Source organism: Acidobacteriota bacterium (assembly GCA_026393675.1).
GTDB lineage: Bacteria > Acidobacteriota > Vicinamibacteria > Vicinamibacterales > JAKQTR01 > JBAXOX01.
In genome coordinates, this window is the sequence record JAPKZQ010000003.1 from 179208 (window position 1) to 198198 (window position 18991).

Sequence of the window (18991 nt, forward strand, 5' to 3'; positions counted from 1 at the left end):
GGCGCCGTGCTGCACATTGCTGACGCCCGGGAACGGCGGATGGTCGCCACGGCCGACGCGCTGCTGCGAGTGGCAAGCGCGATCCGTCGGAAGCACACCCGGCCATCGCGCGCCGGGATCCGGCGCGTCCTGGTGCTGCGACTCGAGCGCATCGGCGACTTGATGATGTCGTTACCAGCCCTGCATGCGCTTCGGCAGCTCGCCCTGCAGGCGCAGATCGATCTGGTGACCGGATCCTGGAACGAACCTCTGGCGCGCCTCATTGCCGGGATCGACCGGATCGAGACGATTGACGCGCGATGGTTGAGTCGCGGAGCGGACGGCCTGGGGCTCGCCGCGCTGGCACGCCGCGCCTGGGCCTGGCGCAGCCGCCGCTACGATGTCGCCATCAATCTCGAGGGCGACATCCGCAGCAATTTTCTGATCGGTCTTTCCGGCGCCCGATGGAAGGCGGGCTTCGACGTGGCCGGCGGCGGGCCGCTGCTCGACGACGCGGTGGAGTTCAAACCCGCGGAACATACCGCGACAAACGGCGTCACCCTTGTCGCCACAGCGCTTGGCGAAGAGCTGACCACGAGAGGGGCGCGCGTCGGCACGGCGCTGGAGACGGCATCGGCGCTTCCCCGCACGGGACTCCTCCTGCCGGAAGACGCCCGGGAGCGCGCTGAACGGCTTCTCCACGCAGAGGCGCACCGGACATCACCAATGGTCGGCATCCAGGTCGGCGCCGGTCGGCTGGTCAAGCAGTGGCCCGCCGAACGGCTGGCTGCGGTGGCCGGGCGGCTCGTATCGGCGTTCAATGCGACCATCGTCCTGACAGGAGCGCAGGAAGACCGCGCGGCTGCCGATGTCCTGCGCGCAAATCTTCCCCAGTCGGCCGGCGTGATCGATCTGGTCGGCGCGCTCGACCTGGTCACGCTGGCCGCCGTGCTGGCGCGGCTGTCGCTGCTCATCACGCCAGATACGGGGCCGATGCACCTCGCTGCGGTTGTAGAGACGCCGGTCGTCGCGATCTTCGGTCCGGCCTCGCCTGAACGCTGGGGTCCCCTGTCGCAGCACTGCCGAATCGTCAGGGTCGATCTGCCCTGCAGTCCCTGCAATCGAATCCGGCGTCCTCCGGCGCGATGCGTGGGCCACACGCCGGATTGCCTCGCGTCCATCCGGGTGGACGATGTCTATCGAGCCGCCACCTCGCTTCTCGAAAGCGCGGCGGCGCCGGGACTAAAACCGTCGTGACAGACGACGCCCTGATCCTCATCGAAACCGCGGGCGGCAGCCGACAGGTCAGGCTCGGCGACTATCTGTCTCTGGACGAAATCGAGCAGGCCGACCGCGATGCGATCGGCTGGATTAAACGTGTCCGCACCGCCGACATCGCAGGCCGCCCGCTGCGCGAGCAGCTCACGTACCGCGGGGAGTCGCTGTGGTGGTTTGTCGAGATCTACCTCCACCGCATGCGCGTCATCGAAATCCTGCATCGCGCGGTGACGGCCACCGAGAACCTGTTCCGGACTGAGCAGCCACGTTCGGTGACGCTCGTCGACGGCGACGCAATCGCCCAATCGGTCGTCAAGCAGGGCGCGCGGCGCCACGGATCGGCGTTTCACGGCGCGTCGAGCGGCGCCTGGTTCCATGCTCGCCGTCTGGCCGCCACGATCATCAAAGGTGTCGCCTTTCTGGGGCAGGCATTCGTCTCGCATCTGCGAGTCCATCACAGACACCACGCACCGGCAGGTGGCCGGATTGCCATCGCCGCGTTCGTGCATGCCGCGTTCTGGCGCTCGACGGCGGGCCGCGAGGCGTACGTCGGCCCCGTGCTCAAGGAACTGGTGGCGCGGGTCCCGCCCTCCGATCTGGTCTTTGTCGGACTCGGGCCGCGCACGGTGTTTCGCGCGCGCACGCTCGCCAGCCAGGTTCGCAACTGGAAGGGCGTCCCGCCAGACGTATGCTCCATCGAGGGCTATGCGGGGCTGCGCGCCATGCGCGGCTCGTTCCGCTATGCCATGACGAGCGGTCGTGTGCGCCGGTGGTTGTGGCAAAGCGTGGACCTTCGTCGCGCCGCCGTGATCGGCGGGTACGACACGTGGCACTTCGTTCGTCACGAACTGGCCGGCGTCGCGTACCTGCAGTTGCCCTGGTCTGTCCGGATCATGGATGAAACCGCCGCGGCGCTGGACCACCTGCAACCGCGGCTGGCGCTGACCTACGCCGAGGCCGGCGGATGGGGCCGCGCCCTGGTCATCGAGGCCCGCCGGCGTGGCATCGCGGTGTGCGGGCTGCAGCACGGTTTCATCCATCGCCATTGGATGAACTACCTCCACGATCCGGATGAGATGGCGCCGGCGGCTGGCTCGCCGGGATTCCCGCGGCCCGACCTGACGTTGCTGTTTGATCGATTTGCCATCGAGCACCTGGTGACGCGCGGGTCGTTTCCCGCCTCGTCGCTTGGCATCATGGGCAACCCGCGGCTGGATGAACTGGCCGAAGCCGCCAGTCGGCAGACCGACGAGACGCGGCTCGCGACACGCCGCCGCCTGGGCGTCGATCCGGAGGCACGGGTCGTTCTGCTGGCCACGAAGTATCGCGAGCGGGCGCACGCCGCGCTGCAGGCGTTGTGTGACGCCGTGCGGTCGATGCCGGGCGTCCACCTGGTCGTCCGCTGCCACCCGGCCGAAACGGCGGGGCCGTACCTGACGCTCGCCCGCGGGGCATCCACGATCTCGGTGGCGCCGGCCGATGTCGATCTGGTTTCGTCGCTGGCCGTGTCGGATCTTGTCGTCACCGTGAATTCAACCGTGGCGCTCGAAGCCATGGCGCTTGGGGTGCCTGCGCTCGCATTGAATCTGCCGAACTACCTGACGCCCTTTGTCGACGCCGGCGTGATGTACGGCGCCGCCTCGCCCGACCACGTGGCGCCTCTGCTTCGACAAGCGCTGTCAGACGACCCATCGCGGAAGGACTTTCGCGCACGGCAGCAGGCGTTCATGGCAAAATACGACATGCTGCCTTCCGGATTGGCTGCTGATCGAGCCGTCCGCGCAATCTTGACGCTCACCCATTCAACAGGCGGGTAGAGCCACGGCACTACAGAGGGATATGGACGACGTCAGATTCGGACTCGTGGGGTGCGGTCGCGTGTCGACACGACACGTGGATGCGCTGGTGCGGCACGTGCCGGGGGCACGCCTGGTCGCGGTGTGCGACATCGTCCCGGAACGCGCGCAGCGGTACGGCGCGCAACTGGGCATCCCGGCGTTTGCCTCGGCCGCCGAGATGTACCGGGCGGTTGACATCGACGTGGTCGACATCGCCACGCCGAGCGGCGACCACTATGCGCGCGCCATGGAGGCGCTCGCGCACGACAAACACGTGGTCGTCGAAAAGCCGGTCGCGCTCAGGCCAGAGCACGCGCAGACGATGATTCGGGAGGCCGCCGGCCGCGGCTGCCAGTTGTGGGTGGCCCACCAGAACCGCTACAACCGGGCGCTGTCGCGGGCCAGGGCGGAGGTCGCCTCCGGGCGTCTGGGCAAACCGGTGCTGGGGACGGTGCGCGTCCGGTGGTCCCGCGATCAGTCGTACTACGACGGTGACAACTGGCACGGCACGTGGTTGATGGATGGCGGCGTGACCTCCCAGCAGGCCATTCACCACCTCGACGCGCTGCTGTGGTGCATGGGGCCCATCGAGTACGTCGACGCCTCGTGCGCGACGCGGCTGGTGCGGATGGAATGCGAAGACCTCGCGGTGGCGACGCTGCGGTTCAAGAGCGGCGCGCTCGGGATCATTGAGGCCACCACCGCCACGCGGCCACGCGACATCGAAGCGTCGCTCTCGGTGTTGGGCGAAGGCGGCGTGGTCGTGCTCGGCGGCCTGGCGATGAACCGGATCGAGCACTGGGAATTCGCCGACACGCGCGACTACGACGCGACGGTCAAGACCGATTACTTCGAATACGTGCCCAACGCGTACGGGTTCGGCCACGACACGCTGTACAACCGGGTGGTCCGATCCGTCCGGGATGGCGGCCCGATCGAGATCCCGGCCGACGAAGGCCTCCGATCGATCGAGTTGCTGCACGCGATCTACGCCAGCCACGAGCGCGGCGCGCGCGTGGTGATGGACCAGAGCCCCGCATCGCGGAAACTGGGTCTGCGGGCCATCACGATCGATGCGTCGACCTCGGCCACCGGCGGCGCTCAGGCGATTGCCGCGTGCCTCTCGAATCGCATCGACGAACTGGCTCGCGCCGATCGCTACGTCGCCGGCATCATCGGCGAGCAGCCATCGCGCACCGCCAAGAGCCCGAGCATCTGGAACCACGCCATCCGTCAACTCGGCGTCGACGCCTCGTACGTCTCGTTTGATGTGGACGCCGGGAAGCTCGCGCCGCTGGTGCGGGCGTTGCGCGCCTGGCCGCTGTACGTCGGCGGCAGCGTGACCATGCCCTACAAGGTCGAGATCGCGAAGCATCTCGACGACCTGACGCCGGCGGCCAGGCTGATTGGCGCCGTCAATACGATCTTCCGGAACCCAGAGGGCCGACTCATTGGCGACAACACGGATGGGGCGGGAGCCGTCGCGGCACTGGTCCGCGGCGTCGGCGGGGACGCACCATTCATCCCGTCGCTCGCCGGCATGCGCGTCCTGCTGGTGGGCGCCGGCGGGGCCGGGCGCGCGGTTGCGGTCGCCCTCGCGGACGCGATCGGTGAGGGGTCGCTCCTCATCATGAGCCGCACGCCGGCTCATGCCGATGAGGTGGCCGCGCTGGCACGCGCGCGACATCCGCGCGTGACATCCGCGACCGTCGAGACGATGCCGACCCGGATGGCCGGCATCGATCTGCTGGTGAACTGCACGGCGTGCGGCCAGGTGGGCCTGCGGACCGCGGGCGGACATCTTGCTGTGACGCTCGAACCGTACTCACCGCTGGCCGACGTGTCCCCGACGAGCGTGGCCAGGGCGGCAACCGACGCGGACACGCTTCGGGCCTGGCTGGCCAGCAACCTCGACGGCATTGAGCGCAACACGCGCGCGTCACTCAGCCTGCTGATGGAGCTTCCTTCCTCGGCCCGGGTGTTTGATATCGTCTACGCCCCCGCCGAGACCGTCCTGCTGCGCCAGTCGCGGATGACGGGACATCCGGCCCTCAACGGCAAGCTGATGAACCTCCAGCAGGCCGTGACCGCGATGTTTGACGTCGTATTCAAGGCCTACTTCAACGAACGAGGCCTGGCCACCGACCAGACGCGGCAGGCGATCCTCCGAAGCATGACCGAGGTATGGTAGGTGTCTGGTGACGAGGTGATTGTGCCTGTGTCCGACCGACGCGTGGTGGCCATCATTCCGGCTCGTGGCGGTTCGAAGAGCCTGCCCGGCAAGCACCTGAAGCCGCTGGCCGGGAAACCCCTGCTGGCCTACGCGATTGAGCCCGCCCTCGCCTCCACGCTCATCGACCGGGTGATCATCACGACCGACTCGGCGGAGGTCGCGGACGCGGCGCGCGCGCTTGGTGCGGAAGCCCCGTTTCTGCGTCCAACCGATCTGGCTGACGATGCGGCGACCACGGAAGCCGCCCTGCAACACGCGGTACTGTGGCTGGACGAACACGACGGGTACCACGCCGACATCGTCGTGTTTCTCACCTGCACGGCGGTGTTTCGCGAACGGGCCTGGCTCGACGAAGCCGTGCGCCGTCTGCTGGCTCGCCCGGAACTGGATACGGTGTTCGTGGGCCTGCGCACCCACAAGAACTTCTGGCGCCGCGTCGGATCCGATTGGGTCCGCCTGGCGGCCGACATCCCGTACGGCTCGCGCCAGCATCGGGAGCCGCTCCTGCGCGAAGAGACGCCGACGGCGTGCGCCACCAGGGCCGATCTGATCCGTGCGGGACGGCGCGTGGGTCCGAAGGTGGATATCATCGAAACCGACGATGACCGGGTGATGCTGGATCTGCATTCCGACTTCGACTTGTGGCTGGCTGAACAGGTGCTGGTCGAATGGCCGAAACTCGGCCACAAACTATAATCGGGGATCGAACGATGAAAGACATTTCGCCGAACGATTTGCGCGACAACATCCCGCTGGTCGCCAAACAGCACGACGGCCACAAGACGACAGTGCGCGTCGGCAACGTCGTCATCGGCGGCGACGCGTTGGTGATCATCGCCGGCCCCTGCGCGGTCGAAACGGAGGAGTTGACGCTGGATATCGCCAGGGCCGTCAAGGCCGCCGGGGCGACCATGTTGCGGGGCGGGGCGTTCAAGCCGCTCACCTTCCCCTATCGCCGCGGATTGATGATGGAGATTGGCGAACCCGGTCTGGCGTTCCTCAGACGCGCGTCTGATGAAACGGGTCTGCCGGTCGTCACCGAGGTCATCGATGTCCGACTCGTCGAGAAGATCGCGCAGTATGCCGACATGCTCCAGATCGGCGCACGAAACATGGCCAACTTCCCGCTGCTCCAGGAGGTGGCGCAAGCGAAGAAGCCCGTGCTATTGAAACGGCACTTTGGCGCGAGCCTGCGCGACTGGCTCGGGGCGGCTGAGTACCTGTATTACTACGGCAACACGCAGGTCGTCCTCTGCGAGCGCGGCGTGGTCGCGCCCCACACGCACGAAGTGACCTCCCGTTTCATCGTCGATCTGCAGGTGGTGCCCGCGGTGCGCGAGTACTCCCATTTACCGGTCATCGTCGATCCGAGCCATTCGACGTTCAAGCGGCGCTACGTGGCCCCGATTGCCTGCGGCGCGATTGCCGTGGGCGCCGATGGCATTATCCTCGATGTACATCGCGAACCGGAGAAGGCCGCCGTCGATCCGCTGCAGGCATTGAGCTATCAGGCGTTTGGCGATCTAATGAAGACGATCCGGGGCCTGGCGCCGGTGTTGGGGCGCACCGCATGAGTACCGCGTCCACGGCGATGAGCGGCGTGCCGTTCGAAGTGCTCGTCTCGGTCGACGAGTGGCGCGACGATGGCATCGTCACGGCACGGGGCCTGCTGTCGCACCTGGCCGACGTCGGCGCGACGGCGGTGAAGATCATCGCGTGCCATCCCGATCACTATTCGACCCGCCCGGTGCGGGTCACCCACGCACTCTCGAAGATCGATCCGCGGTTGGCCGCCGTCACGAATGGGGCACCGGGCGCGTCGGCCGATTTGCTGGCTGAGATCCGGTCGCACCTCGGTCGTGTGCCGCTGGTGGTGGCGCCCTACGACATCGCGTCGTGCCTGGAAGCGGCTACGGCTGGCATCGACACCTGGCAGGTCGACGAGGCGATGAACGGCAACGTGCCGTTGCTCGAGGTGCTGGCAGGCGCCGCCAGGCGGGTGTATTTCTGCACCTGGGGCTGCACGCAGCGGGAGATTGATGCGGCTCGCACGATCCTGCACGCCACCGAACTGGTGTTTCTCCATCGCGTGCGCGGCAGCCCGGCCTCGGCCCTGATGCGTGACTGCGCGACAATCGCCCACCTCTCGGGCCTGGGTCACCGCGTTGGCTGGAAGGAACCCCGTCCGACGCGCAGCCATGCGATTATCGCCTTGGCCGTTGGCGGATCGGTGGTCGAGATCCCCGCCATTACCGGTGATCTCGATGCCAGCGAGGCGGCGGCTCGCGTCGCCATTCGCATCGCCAGACTTCGCGGCCTCGCCGCGTCGAGCCGGCGGGTGCTGCTGGGCTATTCCCCGGACGAACTGGACCAGGTCGACGACCTGCGGCCGGGGCTGGTCGCGGCGTGTGCCATCCCCGCGGGCACGGTGCTGACGCGCGACATGATTGCGTTCAAGGCACCGGCCGTCGGGCTCTCGGTCGAGCACCTGGGCCTCGCGATTGGACGCAGGGCGCTGTACGACCTGCGCCCGAACGAGCCGCTCACCTTCGGGGTGGTGTTATGAAGGCCGGTATTGTCATCCGCACGAAGAACGAGGAGGCATGGCTCGCGCAGGTGCTCGGCGCGATCGGCCGGCAGGTGGATGTCGAGACCGACGTCGTGGTGGTGGACAACGACTCGACCGACAGAACCCTGGAGATTGCCAGCCGCTACCCGTGCCGCGTGGTATCGATCTCGGACCGCGACTTCTCCCACGGGCGCGCGCTTAACCTGGGCATTCGGGAAACCCCCGCCGACCTGGTGGCCATCCTGTCGGGCCACTGCATTCCCGCCAACGAGCGGTGGCTGCTGCGCTTCTCCGCGAACTTCAGCCAGGCGTCGATCGCGGGCGTCTATGGGCGTCAGGAGCCCCTGCCCGACAGCACCGCGTTCGACAAGCGCGATTTGTGGACGACGTTTGGCCGCGACCGACGCACGCAGCGGCACGATCACTTCTTCCACAATGCGAACTCGATGCTCCGGCGCGCCGTCTGGGCGGAGGTGCCGTTCAACGAGGATCTGCCCGGCGTCGAGGATCGCGACTGGGCCCGGAGCGTGCAGGATCTGGGCTGGCAGATCGCGTACGAACCGCACGCCAGCGTCTACCACCACCATGGCATTCATCAGGGACGCGACGAGGGCCGCGCCGCGCGCGTGGCGCGCGTGATCGAGCTCATCCAGAACCGGACCACTGGAGAATCCTTGTGAGCAGCGAACCGGGCACGCGAACGCTTGGCATCATTCCTGTCCGCGAGGCTGACGTGCTCGCCGCTGGCGAGCCCATCCTGCTGGCCGGACGCCCGTTGCTGGCGTACACGATCGATGCCGCGCGCGAGGCGTCCCGCCTGGCCCGCGTCGTCGTCAGCACGGATGGCCACGCCGCAGCCGAACTGGCGCGGGCGCTGGGCGCCGACGTGCCCTTCATGCGCCCCGCGGAGCTCGCCAGGCCGGGCGTCGGCATCTGGCAGGTGCTCCAGCACTGTATCAACTGGCTCCAGGACCAACAGGGCGACCGGTTCGACATGGTGGTCCTGCTCGAGGCCAGCCATCCGGTCCGGCCGCGCGGCCTGGTCGATCGGGTGATCGACGCGCTCACGTCGAGCGACTTCGACAGCGTGTTGACCGCGCACGAAGAGCGCCATGCGTTCTGGATGCAGACGCCGGACGGAGAGATTCACCCGGTCGCGCTCGATCAGGAGTCGTCTCGTCAGAGGCGGCCGCCGCTGTTTCGCGAAGTCGCGGGCCTGGCCTGCGCGAGCCGGCACGGCGTGGTCACCGCCGGACGAGGCCCCGGTCGCAACGTCGGCATTGTCCCCGTGCACTCGTGGTTTGGTCTGATTGACACGCAGGATCCGTTCGGCCTGATCGTGGCCGAGAAACTGCTCGAGGCCGCGCGGGAACAGCCCGCCCTCAGCGGCGGACCTCTTGTCGGCTTTCCTGATTCCAGGTCGGCCGGCCAGAACCGTTAGCAGTGCCCGGCACTCCGCGCAGGAACAGGCACGTCCAGCCCGTCATTCCGGCGAACGCCGGAATCCAGGACTGGACCCCGGCTTCCGCCGGGGTGACGAGAAACTTGCTTCATTCTGTAAGATGGGATCCATAGAAGACGTCTGGTCGCGGAGAACACACATGCGCGCATTGATTACGGGTGGTGCGGGATTCATCGGATCGCATCTGTCGGAAGCGCTGTTGCGGGACGGGCACCACGTGTCCATCATCGACAACCTGTCGACAGGCGCCATCGAGAACATCGCGCATCTGAAAAGCCACCCCGCGTTCAGTTACACGATCGACACGATCGAGCACGAACCGGTGCTGGCGGAACTGGTGGACGGGTGCGACATCGTGTTTCACCTGGCCGCGGCCGTCGGCGTCCGGCTTATCGTCGAAGAGCCGGTCCGCACGATCGAGACGAATGTGCACGGCACCGAGGTCGTGTTGCAGCACGCCAACAAGAAGAAGAAGCTCGTACTGGTCGCATCGACCTCCGAGGTGTATGGCAAGAGCACTGATGTGCCGTTTCGCGAGAGCGGCGATCTTCAGCTGGGTGCCACCGCCAAGCACCGGTGGGCCTACGCGTGCAGCAAGGCCATCGACGAGTTCCTGGCTTTGGCGTACTGGAAAGAGCGTCGGCTGCCTGTCGTCATTGTCCGGCTCTTCAACACGGTTGGCCCGCGCCAAACCGGCCGCTACGGCATGGTGCTTCCCACCTTCGTCGGGCAGGCGCTCGCCGGTCAGCCCATCACCGTCTACGGCGACGGCACGCAGAGCCGCTGCTTCGGGTACGTCGGCGATGTGGTCGGCGCGCTGATCCGGCTGGCGCAGGAACCGCGCGCCGTCGGTGAGGTCTTCAACGTCGGTAACGATCAGGAGATCTCGATTCGCGCGCTTGCCGAGCGCATCAAGGCCATGACCCACAGCGCCTCCGAGATTGTCACCCTGCCATACGACGAGGTCTACGAGACCGGGTTTGAGGACATGGCCAGACGCATCCCCGACCTGAGCAAGATCCGGAAGTTAATAGGCTACGAGCCAACGGTTCAGCTTGACCGCATCATCGAAGAGGTCGTCGATTACACGCGGCAGCGCCCGTCCTTCGTGTAGCGGCTCCGCGTAGCGGCTGGCGCCGGGTGACGCGCGGCGCTATACTGCTTGAACAGAGGTTGACAAGATATGGCATGGACACGCGTCCTGACGTGCGGACTGGTCGTCTTGCTCGTTGTCGCAGGCGTGTCTCCGGCGCGGGCGGGAGAGATATTCTTTTCCATTCGCGACGGCCGGGTGACGCTGGTCGCGCGCGATGCACAGCTCAGCGACATCCTCGCGGTGTGGGAACGCGAAGGACGGACCAGGATCGTCGCGAGAGAGCGAGTCCAGGGTGTGGTGAAGTCGCTCGAGTTGACGAACGAACCCGAATCGGCCGCGCTGGCGACGATTCTGCGTTCGGTCACCGGCTACATCGCTGCCAGGCATCCGGTTCCGCCTCGCGACGGGTCCACCTATCGCTGCATCATCATCAACCCGGTCCCTGCCCCCGCGATGCTGGCGCAGGCCGGACCTGTCGCCAGAACGACACCACAGCCGTCGTCGCAGACGGGCATGCCTCAGTTGATGATGGGTGACCCTGGCATGTTTCCTCCGGCGTTTATTCCACCTCCGCCCGACGACTCGGACGATGGCGGAGCGAGCCGGGGGCAGATGCCTGCGGGGGGCATGCGACAGCCGGGAATGATGTCACCTGCTGGCATTCCGCGGCCGCAATTCGATACGGCGACTGGGTATGATCCAGCGATGCGTTCCACGCAGCCGGCTCGGACGCCGGCATCATTCCCCGGCGCCGGGATTGTGGTTCCTGGTGCCGTTGTTCCGGCGCCCCAGTCGCCCGGGATGCCGACTCAGCCCGGCCAGAAGCCGCCGGGACGACCACCCGGGGTCGGTTAGGCTCGGAAATGGGGTCTGACCCCATTTCCTCACGCGGTGCATTTGAGACAGACTTCTTGTCGCTAATCCGCCACGATTGTCTCCACATACGAATAGGCTCGCGCCAGAACCTGAGCAGATCTGCAATTGGAAGTGGAGCGATTCTTGCTTACGCTTGTCGGGATAGGGCGTCCTTGCGACTCGCAAGGTGAAATCTATCGCGAGGAATCCGTTCAACCGATAGCCTAGGCAGATCAGTGTTGTCAGCGCCAGATCTTCAGTCAAGGAATGAAGAAGCATGAGCAGCTACAGAATGCCAGGACTCGTCCAGACAGCGCTGGTGGTTTCGCTGCTTCTGGCGGTTCCGCATATCGCCTTCGGCCAGGGCGGATTCGTTGGACCGTCATCGGGCGGCCCGGCGACCGGAACGGTGAACGCGGGCGAGACGCAACTCACGTACAACGGCACGACGTATCCGCTGGTGAACGGCAGGGTGACGTTCCCTGACTGCACGATGTATATCGCGCTCAGGAGCGGGATGCTGATTCCTGGGGGCATGGCAGCCGGATGCACGCCTGGTGGCGGGAGCGGGGGCGGCGGTGGATTTGTCGGCCCGGGCACGGGTGGACCCGCAACCGGCTCGGTGAGCGGCAACCTCCTCACCTACAACAGTGCCACGTACACGCGAGTGAATGGCAAGGTCACGTTCCCGGACTGCACCCTCTACATCGCGATGGATAGCGGATTGCTGATTCCGGCTGGGACGGCGCCGGGGTGCGCGCCTGCTGTCGTCCGCACAACGCCGACGATCACGTGGGCGACGCCTGCCTCGGTGGTGGCTGGGACGGTGCTCGGCGGGACGCAGTTGAATGCTACGGCGAACGTGCAGGGGACGTTTGCCTATAGCCCGGCGGCGGGCACGGTGCTCACGGCCGGGACGCAGACCTTGTCGACGACATTTACGCCGACCGATACGACCAATTACGCGACGGCGACCGCGACCGTCACCATCGTGGTGACGGCTAGCGGCGGCGGGAGTGGCGGCGGCGGATTCGCCGGGCCAGCCTCTGGCGGTCCATCCTCCGGCGAGGTTAGCGGCAACATCCTGACCTACAACGGCGGGCGCTTCACGATCGTGAATGGAAAAGTCACGTTTCCCGATTGCACCGTGTACATCGCCACCTCGAATGGGGCGCTCATCCGGTATGGCGTGGCATCGCCCTGCACGCCCGGGAAGGTCACGCTAGACATCACGTGGCTAACTCCGGCGTCGGTGGCGCCTGGGACGGCTCTTAGCGCAACGCAGCTGAACGCGACAGCTCCGACCGCGGGGACGTTTGTGTACAACCCTCCGGCGGGCACGGTCCTCCAGGCGGGCACGACGACGCTGTCGGTGACCTTCACGCCAACCGACACGGTCACGTATGCCACATCAACGGCCACGGTGACTATTCAAGTCATTTCGTCCGGCGGCATGTTTCTCGGCCCGGGCTCCGGGGGGCCAGCTACTGGCCAGATCAACGGCAACATCCTGACCTACAGCGGGGCCACCTACACCATCGTGAATGGCAAGGTACAACTCCCCGATTGCTTCATCTACATCGCGGGGCCAGGCGGCCTCCTGATTCGCGCCGGAGCGGCGGCTAGCTGCTCACCAAGTTCAGGTGGGGGTGGTGGCGGCTCGGGCGGCCCGAGCGGAGTTCCAGGCGCCGGTCCGATCCAGACGTGGAGCGCTCCGAAACAGGTCGTCAATATTGGACGCGTCTCAATCTTCGGCATGGGAATGGCGTATGACGCGGCAACAAAGCGTTACCTGCTTGCGTGGAGAGCGAGCACGAACGCGTGCGGCGGCGCTGATGCGGTCTGGGGCCAGTTCCTCGACTCGAACGCCGATCCGCTCGGGAGCCCGTTTCTCGTCTCGATCGGCAGCAACTGCATGTGGGCGTACTCGGGGTGGGAGCCCGCGGTCGCCGCGACCGGTGATGGCCGCTTCATGGTGACCTACGCCAGGAACAATCCATCCGCCACTCCGAGTCCTTACAGCGTCATCTTCCACCTGGTTGAGTACAACGGCGTGCCGCAGCTCGCCGCTCCAGTGACGATTGATAACGGCACGTCTCACGAGGCCACGGCCGTCGCGTGGATGCCCCATGCCCAGCAGTTTATGGTGATGTGGAGCAAGAACGGACCGCCCCGGGGGACGAAGGTGATCTGGTCCATGGCCATCACGAGGGACGGAGGCCTGGCGCAGATCTACCAGGTGACCGACAAAAATGATTTTATCGACATGGCCACGGCCAAGATCGCGCAGGGCGCGGACAACAACCTGTTGGTGATCGGCTGGCGGGATTCGACCAACTCGGCCATGGCCCCGAACGGCGGCATTTCCTATACGCAGGTCAACGAAGGCGGATCGCCACTGATGAACACCGGCAACATTGTTGGCCCGAGCACCTCGTTCTACCGGTACACCAGGGTCGCCTACAACTCGCAGACACAGAAGTACCTCGCGATCTATACGGACTACGCCTACCCGGGCTGCGATCCCGACAGCCCGAGCGGTGGGAACGTCATGGCGCGCAATTTCAACCTCAACGGTACGCCGATGGAATCCGGGTCGTATGCCCTTCAATCGACCAATCGCTGCAATGGCGCGGTCGGCGACGATCAGTTTACCGAACTTGGCCTTGCCTACGAACCCGTCAACAACGCGTTTGTGATTGGGGCGCGCGGCCAGGATAATGGGAACGCGCTGCCGGTCTACAGGATGGTCACCGACCCCAATGGAAAGGTCTATCAGTCGTCGGTGAACCAGCAGTCAGCGGAAAACGCCTCACCGATGCCGACCATCGTCGCCGATGGCGCGGGCAGGGTCCTGATCGCCTACCGGCCCAACTACACCTCGATCTGGGTGATGTTCGGGTCGAAATAGCGGCGACCGATCTGTCGCCACTTCTGGATTGATACAACCGGCGGCCTGCGGGCCGCCGGTTGTCATTTGCCCTTCAACTCAGTTGAGTTGCGCACTACCCGGCATGCTCGCAGCCGCAAGACAAAGGGCCCAATGTTCCGCCGCAGTCCGCCACCCGAGTGAGCTCAGGGTCTAGGCGTCCTGGTCGTGGAGTCCGCTGTCCCAGCGGTGTCGTTGGCCGATCCGGTGTACTCAACGGATCCAGACAGGATCTCGCCGCCCATTTCGTTGGTCTCTTCGGCCATCACGGGTTCTGGTTTCGCTTTCCGCATGGAGCGGAACAACCCGACGAGGCGTTCCCGCTCCGACGGCTCGATGCATCCGGTGGCAATCAGAATCAACGGATAGATCGCCACTACGAGCGTGCCGCGCACGAGCAGACCGACGATCGCGCTCTTGAGCACGGGCACGGCCAGCGTGGCCGCGAGATACGACACCAGACCCGCGCCTGCAATAAAGCCGAGCCGCCGCCATTCGTACTGCACCGGATAGACGCGATAGGCAAACCACCCAGCGGCGAGCGTCAGAGCGGTGTAGGCAATCGCATTCATGTAGGCCGCGCCGAGCAACCCAAACCTGGGTATCAGGATGAGATTGCCGACAATACTCACCACGGCCGCAAACGCGGTGGCAATCGGGAAGTATTTCGCCTGCTTGGTGATGTTCAACCCGATGGCGGTCACCTGGTAGGCGGCCTGCGCGACCACGCCGATCGCCGTGGCCGGAATCACGATGCTGGCCCTGCTGAACTCCGGAGCGGTCATCAACCGCACGAGGTCGGTTGCGATGGCGGAGAGCCCCGCCGCCAACAGTACGACGGCCCCGAACACGTAGGTGGTCAACCTCGCGTAGATCGTCTTGGCGTCGGGCCGATGCATAGACCCAAAATAGAATGGCGCCCACGCGAACTCGAACCCGTTGAGAAACAGCTTCAGCGCCTGCCCGAAACTGCTGCCGACCCCATACAAGCCGATGTCGCTCGGAGTCAGGAACATCGCCATCAGCCACCGGTCGCTCACCGCGATGGCCTGGTGAGCCATCGCATGGGGCAACCTGGGCAGGCCGAAGTGCAGGGCTTCGCGCAGGAGCGTCACCGAAAACACCGGCCGCAGCAGGGGCAGCACCCATCTCGCCATGATGATGACCAGCGCCACCGTCACGACCGTGTCGGACAGCACGACGCCATCAACACCCATCCTCATCGGGATGACGAGCACCAGGCGCACGACGATGGTCGAAAACGACTTGACGAAGGTCAGGGCGGCAAACAGCGTCGACTGTTCGCGAATCCGGAGCAGGCAATTCGGAATGAACAGGAACGTACCGAGGAACGTGTTGAAGATCACCAGACGTATCAGACCGTCGTGCGCGGCACTTTCGAAGAAGTAGCGCCCGATGAACGGCGCGCAGGCAAATCCCACGAGTAGGAGCGCGAGGTCCACGCCCAGCAGGAACCAGACGATGGTGCTGGTGAGCCGCTGCTGGTCCCGCTCGTTCTTGCAGTCGTAGTACAGCCGCATGAATGCGCTGTCGGTGCCCCAGCGGAACAGGATGCGCGTCACGGCCTCGACGGTGAGTAGCAGCGTGATGATGCCGTAGTCGTCTGGCTTCAGGTAGTGCGTGAAGAGCGGCAGCAGCAGGAGGCTGATGAGCGAAGTCGCGGCGTCGCCGACGCCGTAGATGACGAGGTGGCGAACAAGCTGCTGAATCCTCTGGAACACGGCTCTCGTGCGCTCAGGCCGGACGGCCCGTACCGGCCAGGGCGGTGGCCGGGCCGGCAGGTTTGCCGAGGTGGAGGCCGATAGCGTCCGGACGCCGGCGGCCGGTGTGGGTGGTGACGCCTTTGAGACAGGCGAGTTCAATCGGATCCAACGCGCTCGCGGCCACCAGTTCCCGTGTCAGATCCCGCTCCTGGAGGTCGTAGGTCAGCAGCAGCTGTCCGCCAGGTTTGAGCACACGCGCCATTTCCTGAACGCCGCGCGTTCGCGTGTCGGGTGGCATGTGCTCCAGCACACTGATACAGCTCACCAGGTCGAAGCTCGCATCAGGAAACGGCAGACGCGTGAGGTCCGCGTGCATGTACTCGATATGAAACCGATCGAGCAGCCGCGGCGACACCGGGCCCCAGAAATCCGGCTTCCAGATGCGAGAGAAGGCCACCCGATGGCGGCGCACCAGGTTGAACCTCAAAAACCGCCACGCGCGAACCGGCAACGGCCGAGGCGACGTGGGCCGTGCGAACGCCGTTCCTGAACCGGGCATATCGCTCTCGTGGGATGATGCACCGTTCGCCACGAGCAAAGGCAGCCCAACCATGCCCCGAGCCCAGTCACGCAACACCATCGCGGCATAGCGGGGCCTGGATGCCACGATGGCATCGCGATCGAGAGCGACCACCGAGGCGCCTCGCGACGCCATCACAAACGGCACGGGAGAATTGCCAGCCCCACAGTCGAGCGCCCGGCCCCCTGGCGCCAACCGGGCCCGCGTGAGCACCCACGGATACTCCCAATCGCGCGACCACTTCAGCCGCACCCCTGGGCCGTCGTCTCGCACGCGGCCGCCCATCACATGGACGTAGAAGTCCACCAGGCAATCGAGCTCTCGGAGAAACTCAACTCCTTCATCGGAGGCGGCGCGAACGATGCGGTACTGGGGCGGATCGGATTCCGGCACGATGGGCGGCACGCCCTCATTATAGTGTGCGGCCACGCTACAATAGACGCGCATGACCACACCGGAATCGACGGTTCGCGGCGGCGAGTACACGCAGCGGGGCGACTACCATCGCGAACTCGACGAGTCGTGGGAGTATCGGCCGACCTATCTCGCGAAGATGCGCGAGGTCCGTCGGTACCTCGACGGGCTGCCGGCGTCGACGCGCGTACTCGACGCGGGTTGCGGGGAGGGCGTGCTGGTTCAAGAGTACGCGGGTCGGCTGCGGATTGAGGGCGTCGACCTCCACTACACGTCGCCGCTGGTGCGATCAGGATCACTCACAGCGCTCCCGTTCGACGGCGAGCGGTTCGACCGGGCGTTGTGCCTCGATGTGCTCGAGCATCTCGCGCTGAAGGACCAGTTCTCCGCGCTCCAGGAACTGTTTCGCGTGCTCACACCGGGTGGCGAGCTGCTGCTGTCGGTTCCCAATCTGGCCCATCTGCAGTCGCGCGTGCACTTCCTCTTGAAGGGACAGTTGATCCGTACCGCGGCCGTCAGCAAACACCCGGGCGATCGGCCGGTCCGCGAGTTCGTCCAATTGGCGACGGCCGCCGGCTTCGAGATCGTCTCGAGGCGAGGGATTTTTCCGACGGTGCCGGTCCTCACCTCACTTATTCGCCGGCACCCGACCACACTCCAGTGGTTGCACACGCTGCTGTCGCGCTCGCTGCCAATCCCCGGCTGGTGCTTCCTGAATCTCGTCCGCGTCCGCAAGCCACATTCGGCCTTGAGCTCACGTGGGTAGCGAACGGAGGCGGAACGCCTGGGATCTGGATCACGGATGCGACAAGGCCGTGCGGTTCGCCGCGTGACTGAGTCGAAGGGTAGAATGACGGATATGCCGAAGCTCCGCGTCCTGCTCGATCCGATCGCCAGAATGTTGCGTGCCTCACCGCTGGCCAGCCGCTGGTGGGCGCGGTACCGCACCTGGCGGCTCGCGGCCGATGCACGCCGCATCATGGCGCGGGGCAACGGTCGGGCCGATCGGCTGCCCGCGGGTGTCGTGTACGAATCCACGATGCGGTGCAATTTGCACTGCGCATTCTGTTACGTCGGGAGCTTACTGAACATCGAGGGCGAGTGGCGGCAGGAACTTCCCCTCGAGATGCTCAAACGGGCCTTTCCGGACCGGGACGGCCTCCAGATCAGTCTGACCGGCGGTGAGATCTTCGTCCGCAAGGACATCATCAACACACTCGAGTTGTTCCGCGACAAGGGCTACGTCTGCGGCTACCTGACGACCAACGGCACGGCGATCACCGAAGAACGCGCGGAGGCGCTGGCTCACCTGGCCACCAGAGGGTTCCTCAAACACATCAGCGTGTCGATCGACGGGCCGCCCGAGGTGCATGACGAGGCCCGCGGGGCCAAGGGGACCTTCGAACGGACGGCGCAGGGTCTGAAGCGAATGCAGGACGCCGCAAAGCGAACCGGCGCGCCGCTTCGTGTGAGTATCAACACGACGGTCGCTGCCGAGAGTATCGACGCACTGGATCAGATGGTCGACGTCGCCGAGAGTCTGGGCGTCGACGCGATCGGTCTCAATCACCTGATGTACAGCACACCAGGCGAGGTCAATGAGACGCTGCGACTCATCGGCAGCACCAATCCCGGCGTGATCGCCACCTTCGTGACGCCAGACCCGGGCGTGACGCCGGAGCAGGTCAGGACCAAGGTCCGGGCGCTCCAGGAGAAATGCCGCCAGCGCGGGATCAAGTTCGACGTCAGACCGAAGGTGTGGCCTGAGACCACCGACGCGTACTACACCGCCGGCTCACCCCTCGATGGCCGGTGCCTGTACCCGTTCCGGCATGCGCGCGTGGGATTCAGCGGGAAGGTGTACTTCTGTCCGTTCATTCGCGTCGAGGTCGGAGACCTCACCACCCAGACCTTGGCGGAGGCCTGGAACTCTGACACGTACGTCCAGCTCCGGAAGACGCTGCTCGACCACAAGCTGTTCCCCGTGTGTCGCCGCTGCTGCAAAGTCGAGCTCACGCGGCCGGTAACATGAGC

15 protein-coding genes are annotated in these 18991 nt (G+C 65.7%); 13 read left to right on the top strand and 2 right to left on the bottom strand.

The window, feature by feature from the left end:
- Positions 1–6: 6 nt before the first annotated feature.
- The 11 genes from NT151_01255 to NT151_01305 all read left to right on the top strand — a co-directional run bounded on the left by NT151_01255 (position 7) and on the right by NT151_01305 (position 14221).
- Positions 7–1236: a glycosyltransferase family 9 protein gene (locus NT151_01255; protein MCX6537551.1), complete on the top strand. Its 1230-nt coding sequence runs from the start codon at positions 7–9 to the stop codon at positions 1234–1236.
- On the top strand, positions 1233–3074 hold the full coding sequence (locus tag NT151_01260) for a hypothetical protein (protein MCX6537552.1): 1842 nt from the start codon (positions 1233–1235) through the stop codon (positions 3072–3074). Before NT151_01255 ends, NT151_01260 begins: the two co-directional genes overlap by 4 nt.
- A gap of 22 nt (positions 3075–3096) precedes the next feature.
- Entirely contained in the window at positions 3097–5286 is a 2190-nt protein-coding gene (locus NT151_01265) for a Gfo/Idh/MocA family oxidoreductase (GenBank protein ID MCX6537553.1), read from the top strand.
- Between the two features lie 27 nt (positions 5287–5313).
- Complete coding sequence (locus tag NT151_01270; protein ID MCX6537554.1) at positions 5314–6024, top strand: acylneuraminate cytidylyltransferase family protein; 711 nt, start codon at positions 5314–5316, stop codon at positions 6022–6024.
- Between the two features lie 14 nt (positions 6025–6038).
- Positions 6039–6902 carry a 3-deoxy-7-phosphoheptulonate synthase gene (gene aroF / locus NT151_01275; protein MCX6537555.1) on the top strand — a complete coding sequence of 288 codons (864 nt, stop codon included), beginning with the start codon at positions 6039–6041 and terminating at the stop codon, positions 6900–6902.
- Positions 6899–7894: an SAF domain-containing protein gene (locus NT151_01280; GenBank protein MCX6537556.1), complete on the top strand. Its 996-nt coding sequence runs from the start codon at positions 6899–6901 to the stop codon at positions 7892–7894. The genes aroF and NT151_01280 overlap by 4 nt, the downstream gene beginning before the upstream one ends.
- Complete coding sequence (locus tag NT151_01285; GenBank protein MCX6537557.1) at positions 7891–8577, top strand: glycosyltransferase; 687 nt, start codon at positions 7891–7893, stop codon at positions 8575–8577. The genes NT151_01280 and NT151_01285 overlap by 4 nt, the downstream gene beginning before the upstream one ends.
- On the top strand, positions 8574–9338 hold the full coding sequence (locus NT151_01290; protein ID MCX6537558.1) for an NTP transferase domain-containing protein: 765 nt from the start codon (positions 8574–8576) through the stop codon (positions 9336–9338). The genes NT151_01285 and NT151_01290 overlap by 4 nt, the downstream gene beginning before the upstream one ends.
- Positions 9339–9498: 160 nt before the next feature.
- Positions 9499–10473, top strand: a complete 975-nt coding sequence (locus NT151_01295; protein ID MCX6537559.1) for a GDP-mannose 4,6-dehydratase — start codon at positions 9499–9501, stop codon at positions 10471–10473.
- Between the two features lie 69 nt (positions 10474–10542).
- Positions 10543–11310, top strand: coding sequence for a hypothetical protein (locus tag NT151_01300; GenBank protein ID MCX6537560.1), 768 nt, complete (start codon positions 10543–10545; stop codon positions 11308–11310).
- Between the two features lie 277 nt (positions 11311–11587).
- Positions 11588–14221: a hypothetical protein gene (locus NT151_01305; GenBank protein ID MCX6537561.1), complete on the top strand. Its 2634-nt coding sequence runs from the start codon at positions 11588–11590 to the stop codon at positions 14219–14221.
- 164 nt (positions 14222–14385) lie between these two features.
- Here the strand turns inward: NT151_01305 and NT151_01310 are convergent, their stop codons facing one another.
- Both NT151_01310 and NT151_01315 read right to left on the bottom strand, forming a co-directional pair.
- A complete protein-coding gene (locus NT151_01310) occupies positions 14386–15981 on the bottom strand; it encodes an oligosaccharide flippase family protein (protein ID MCX6537562.1) in 1596 nt (531 codons plus the stop codon).
- A 13-nt stretch (positions 15982–15994) separates the two neighbouring features.
- A complete protein-coding gene (locus tag NT151_01315) occupies positions 15995–16990 on the bottom strand; it encodes a class I SAM-dependent methyltransferase (protein ID MCX6537563.1) in 996 nt (331 codons plus the stop codon).
- Here NT151_01315 and NT151_01320 point away from each other — a divergent pair.
- Both NT151_01320 and NT151_01325 read left to right on the top strand, forming a co-directional pair.
- Positions 16989–17723, top strand: coding sequence for a methyltransferase domain-containing protein (locus NT151_01320; protein ID MCX6537564.1), 735 nt, complete (start codon positions 16989–16991; stop codon positions 17721–17723). The genes NT151_01315 and NT151_01320 overlap by 2 nt on opposite strands.
- A gap of 93 nt (positions 17724–17816) precedes the next feature.
- Positions 17817–18989, top strand: a complete 1173-nt coding sequence (locus NT151_01325; protein MCX6537565.1) for a radical SAM protein — start codon at positions 17817–17819, stop codon at positions 18987–18989.
- Positions 18990–18991 lie beyond the last annotated feature (2 nt).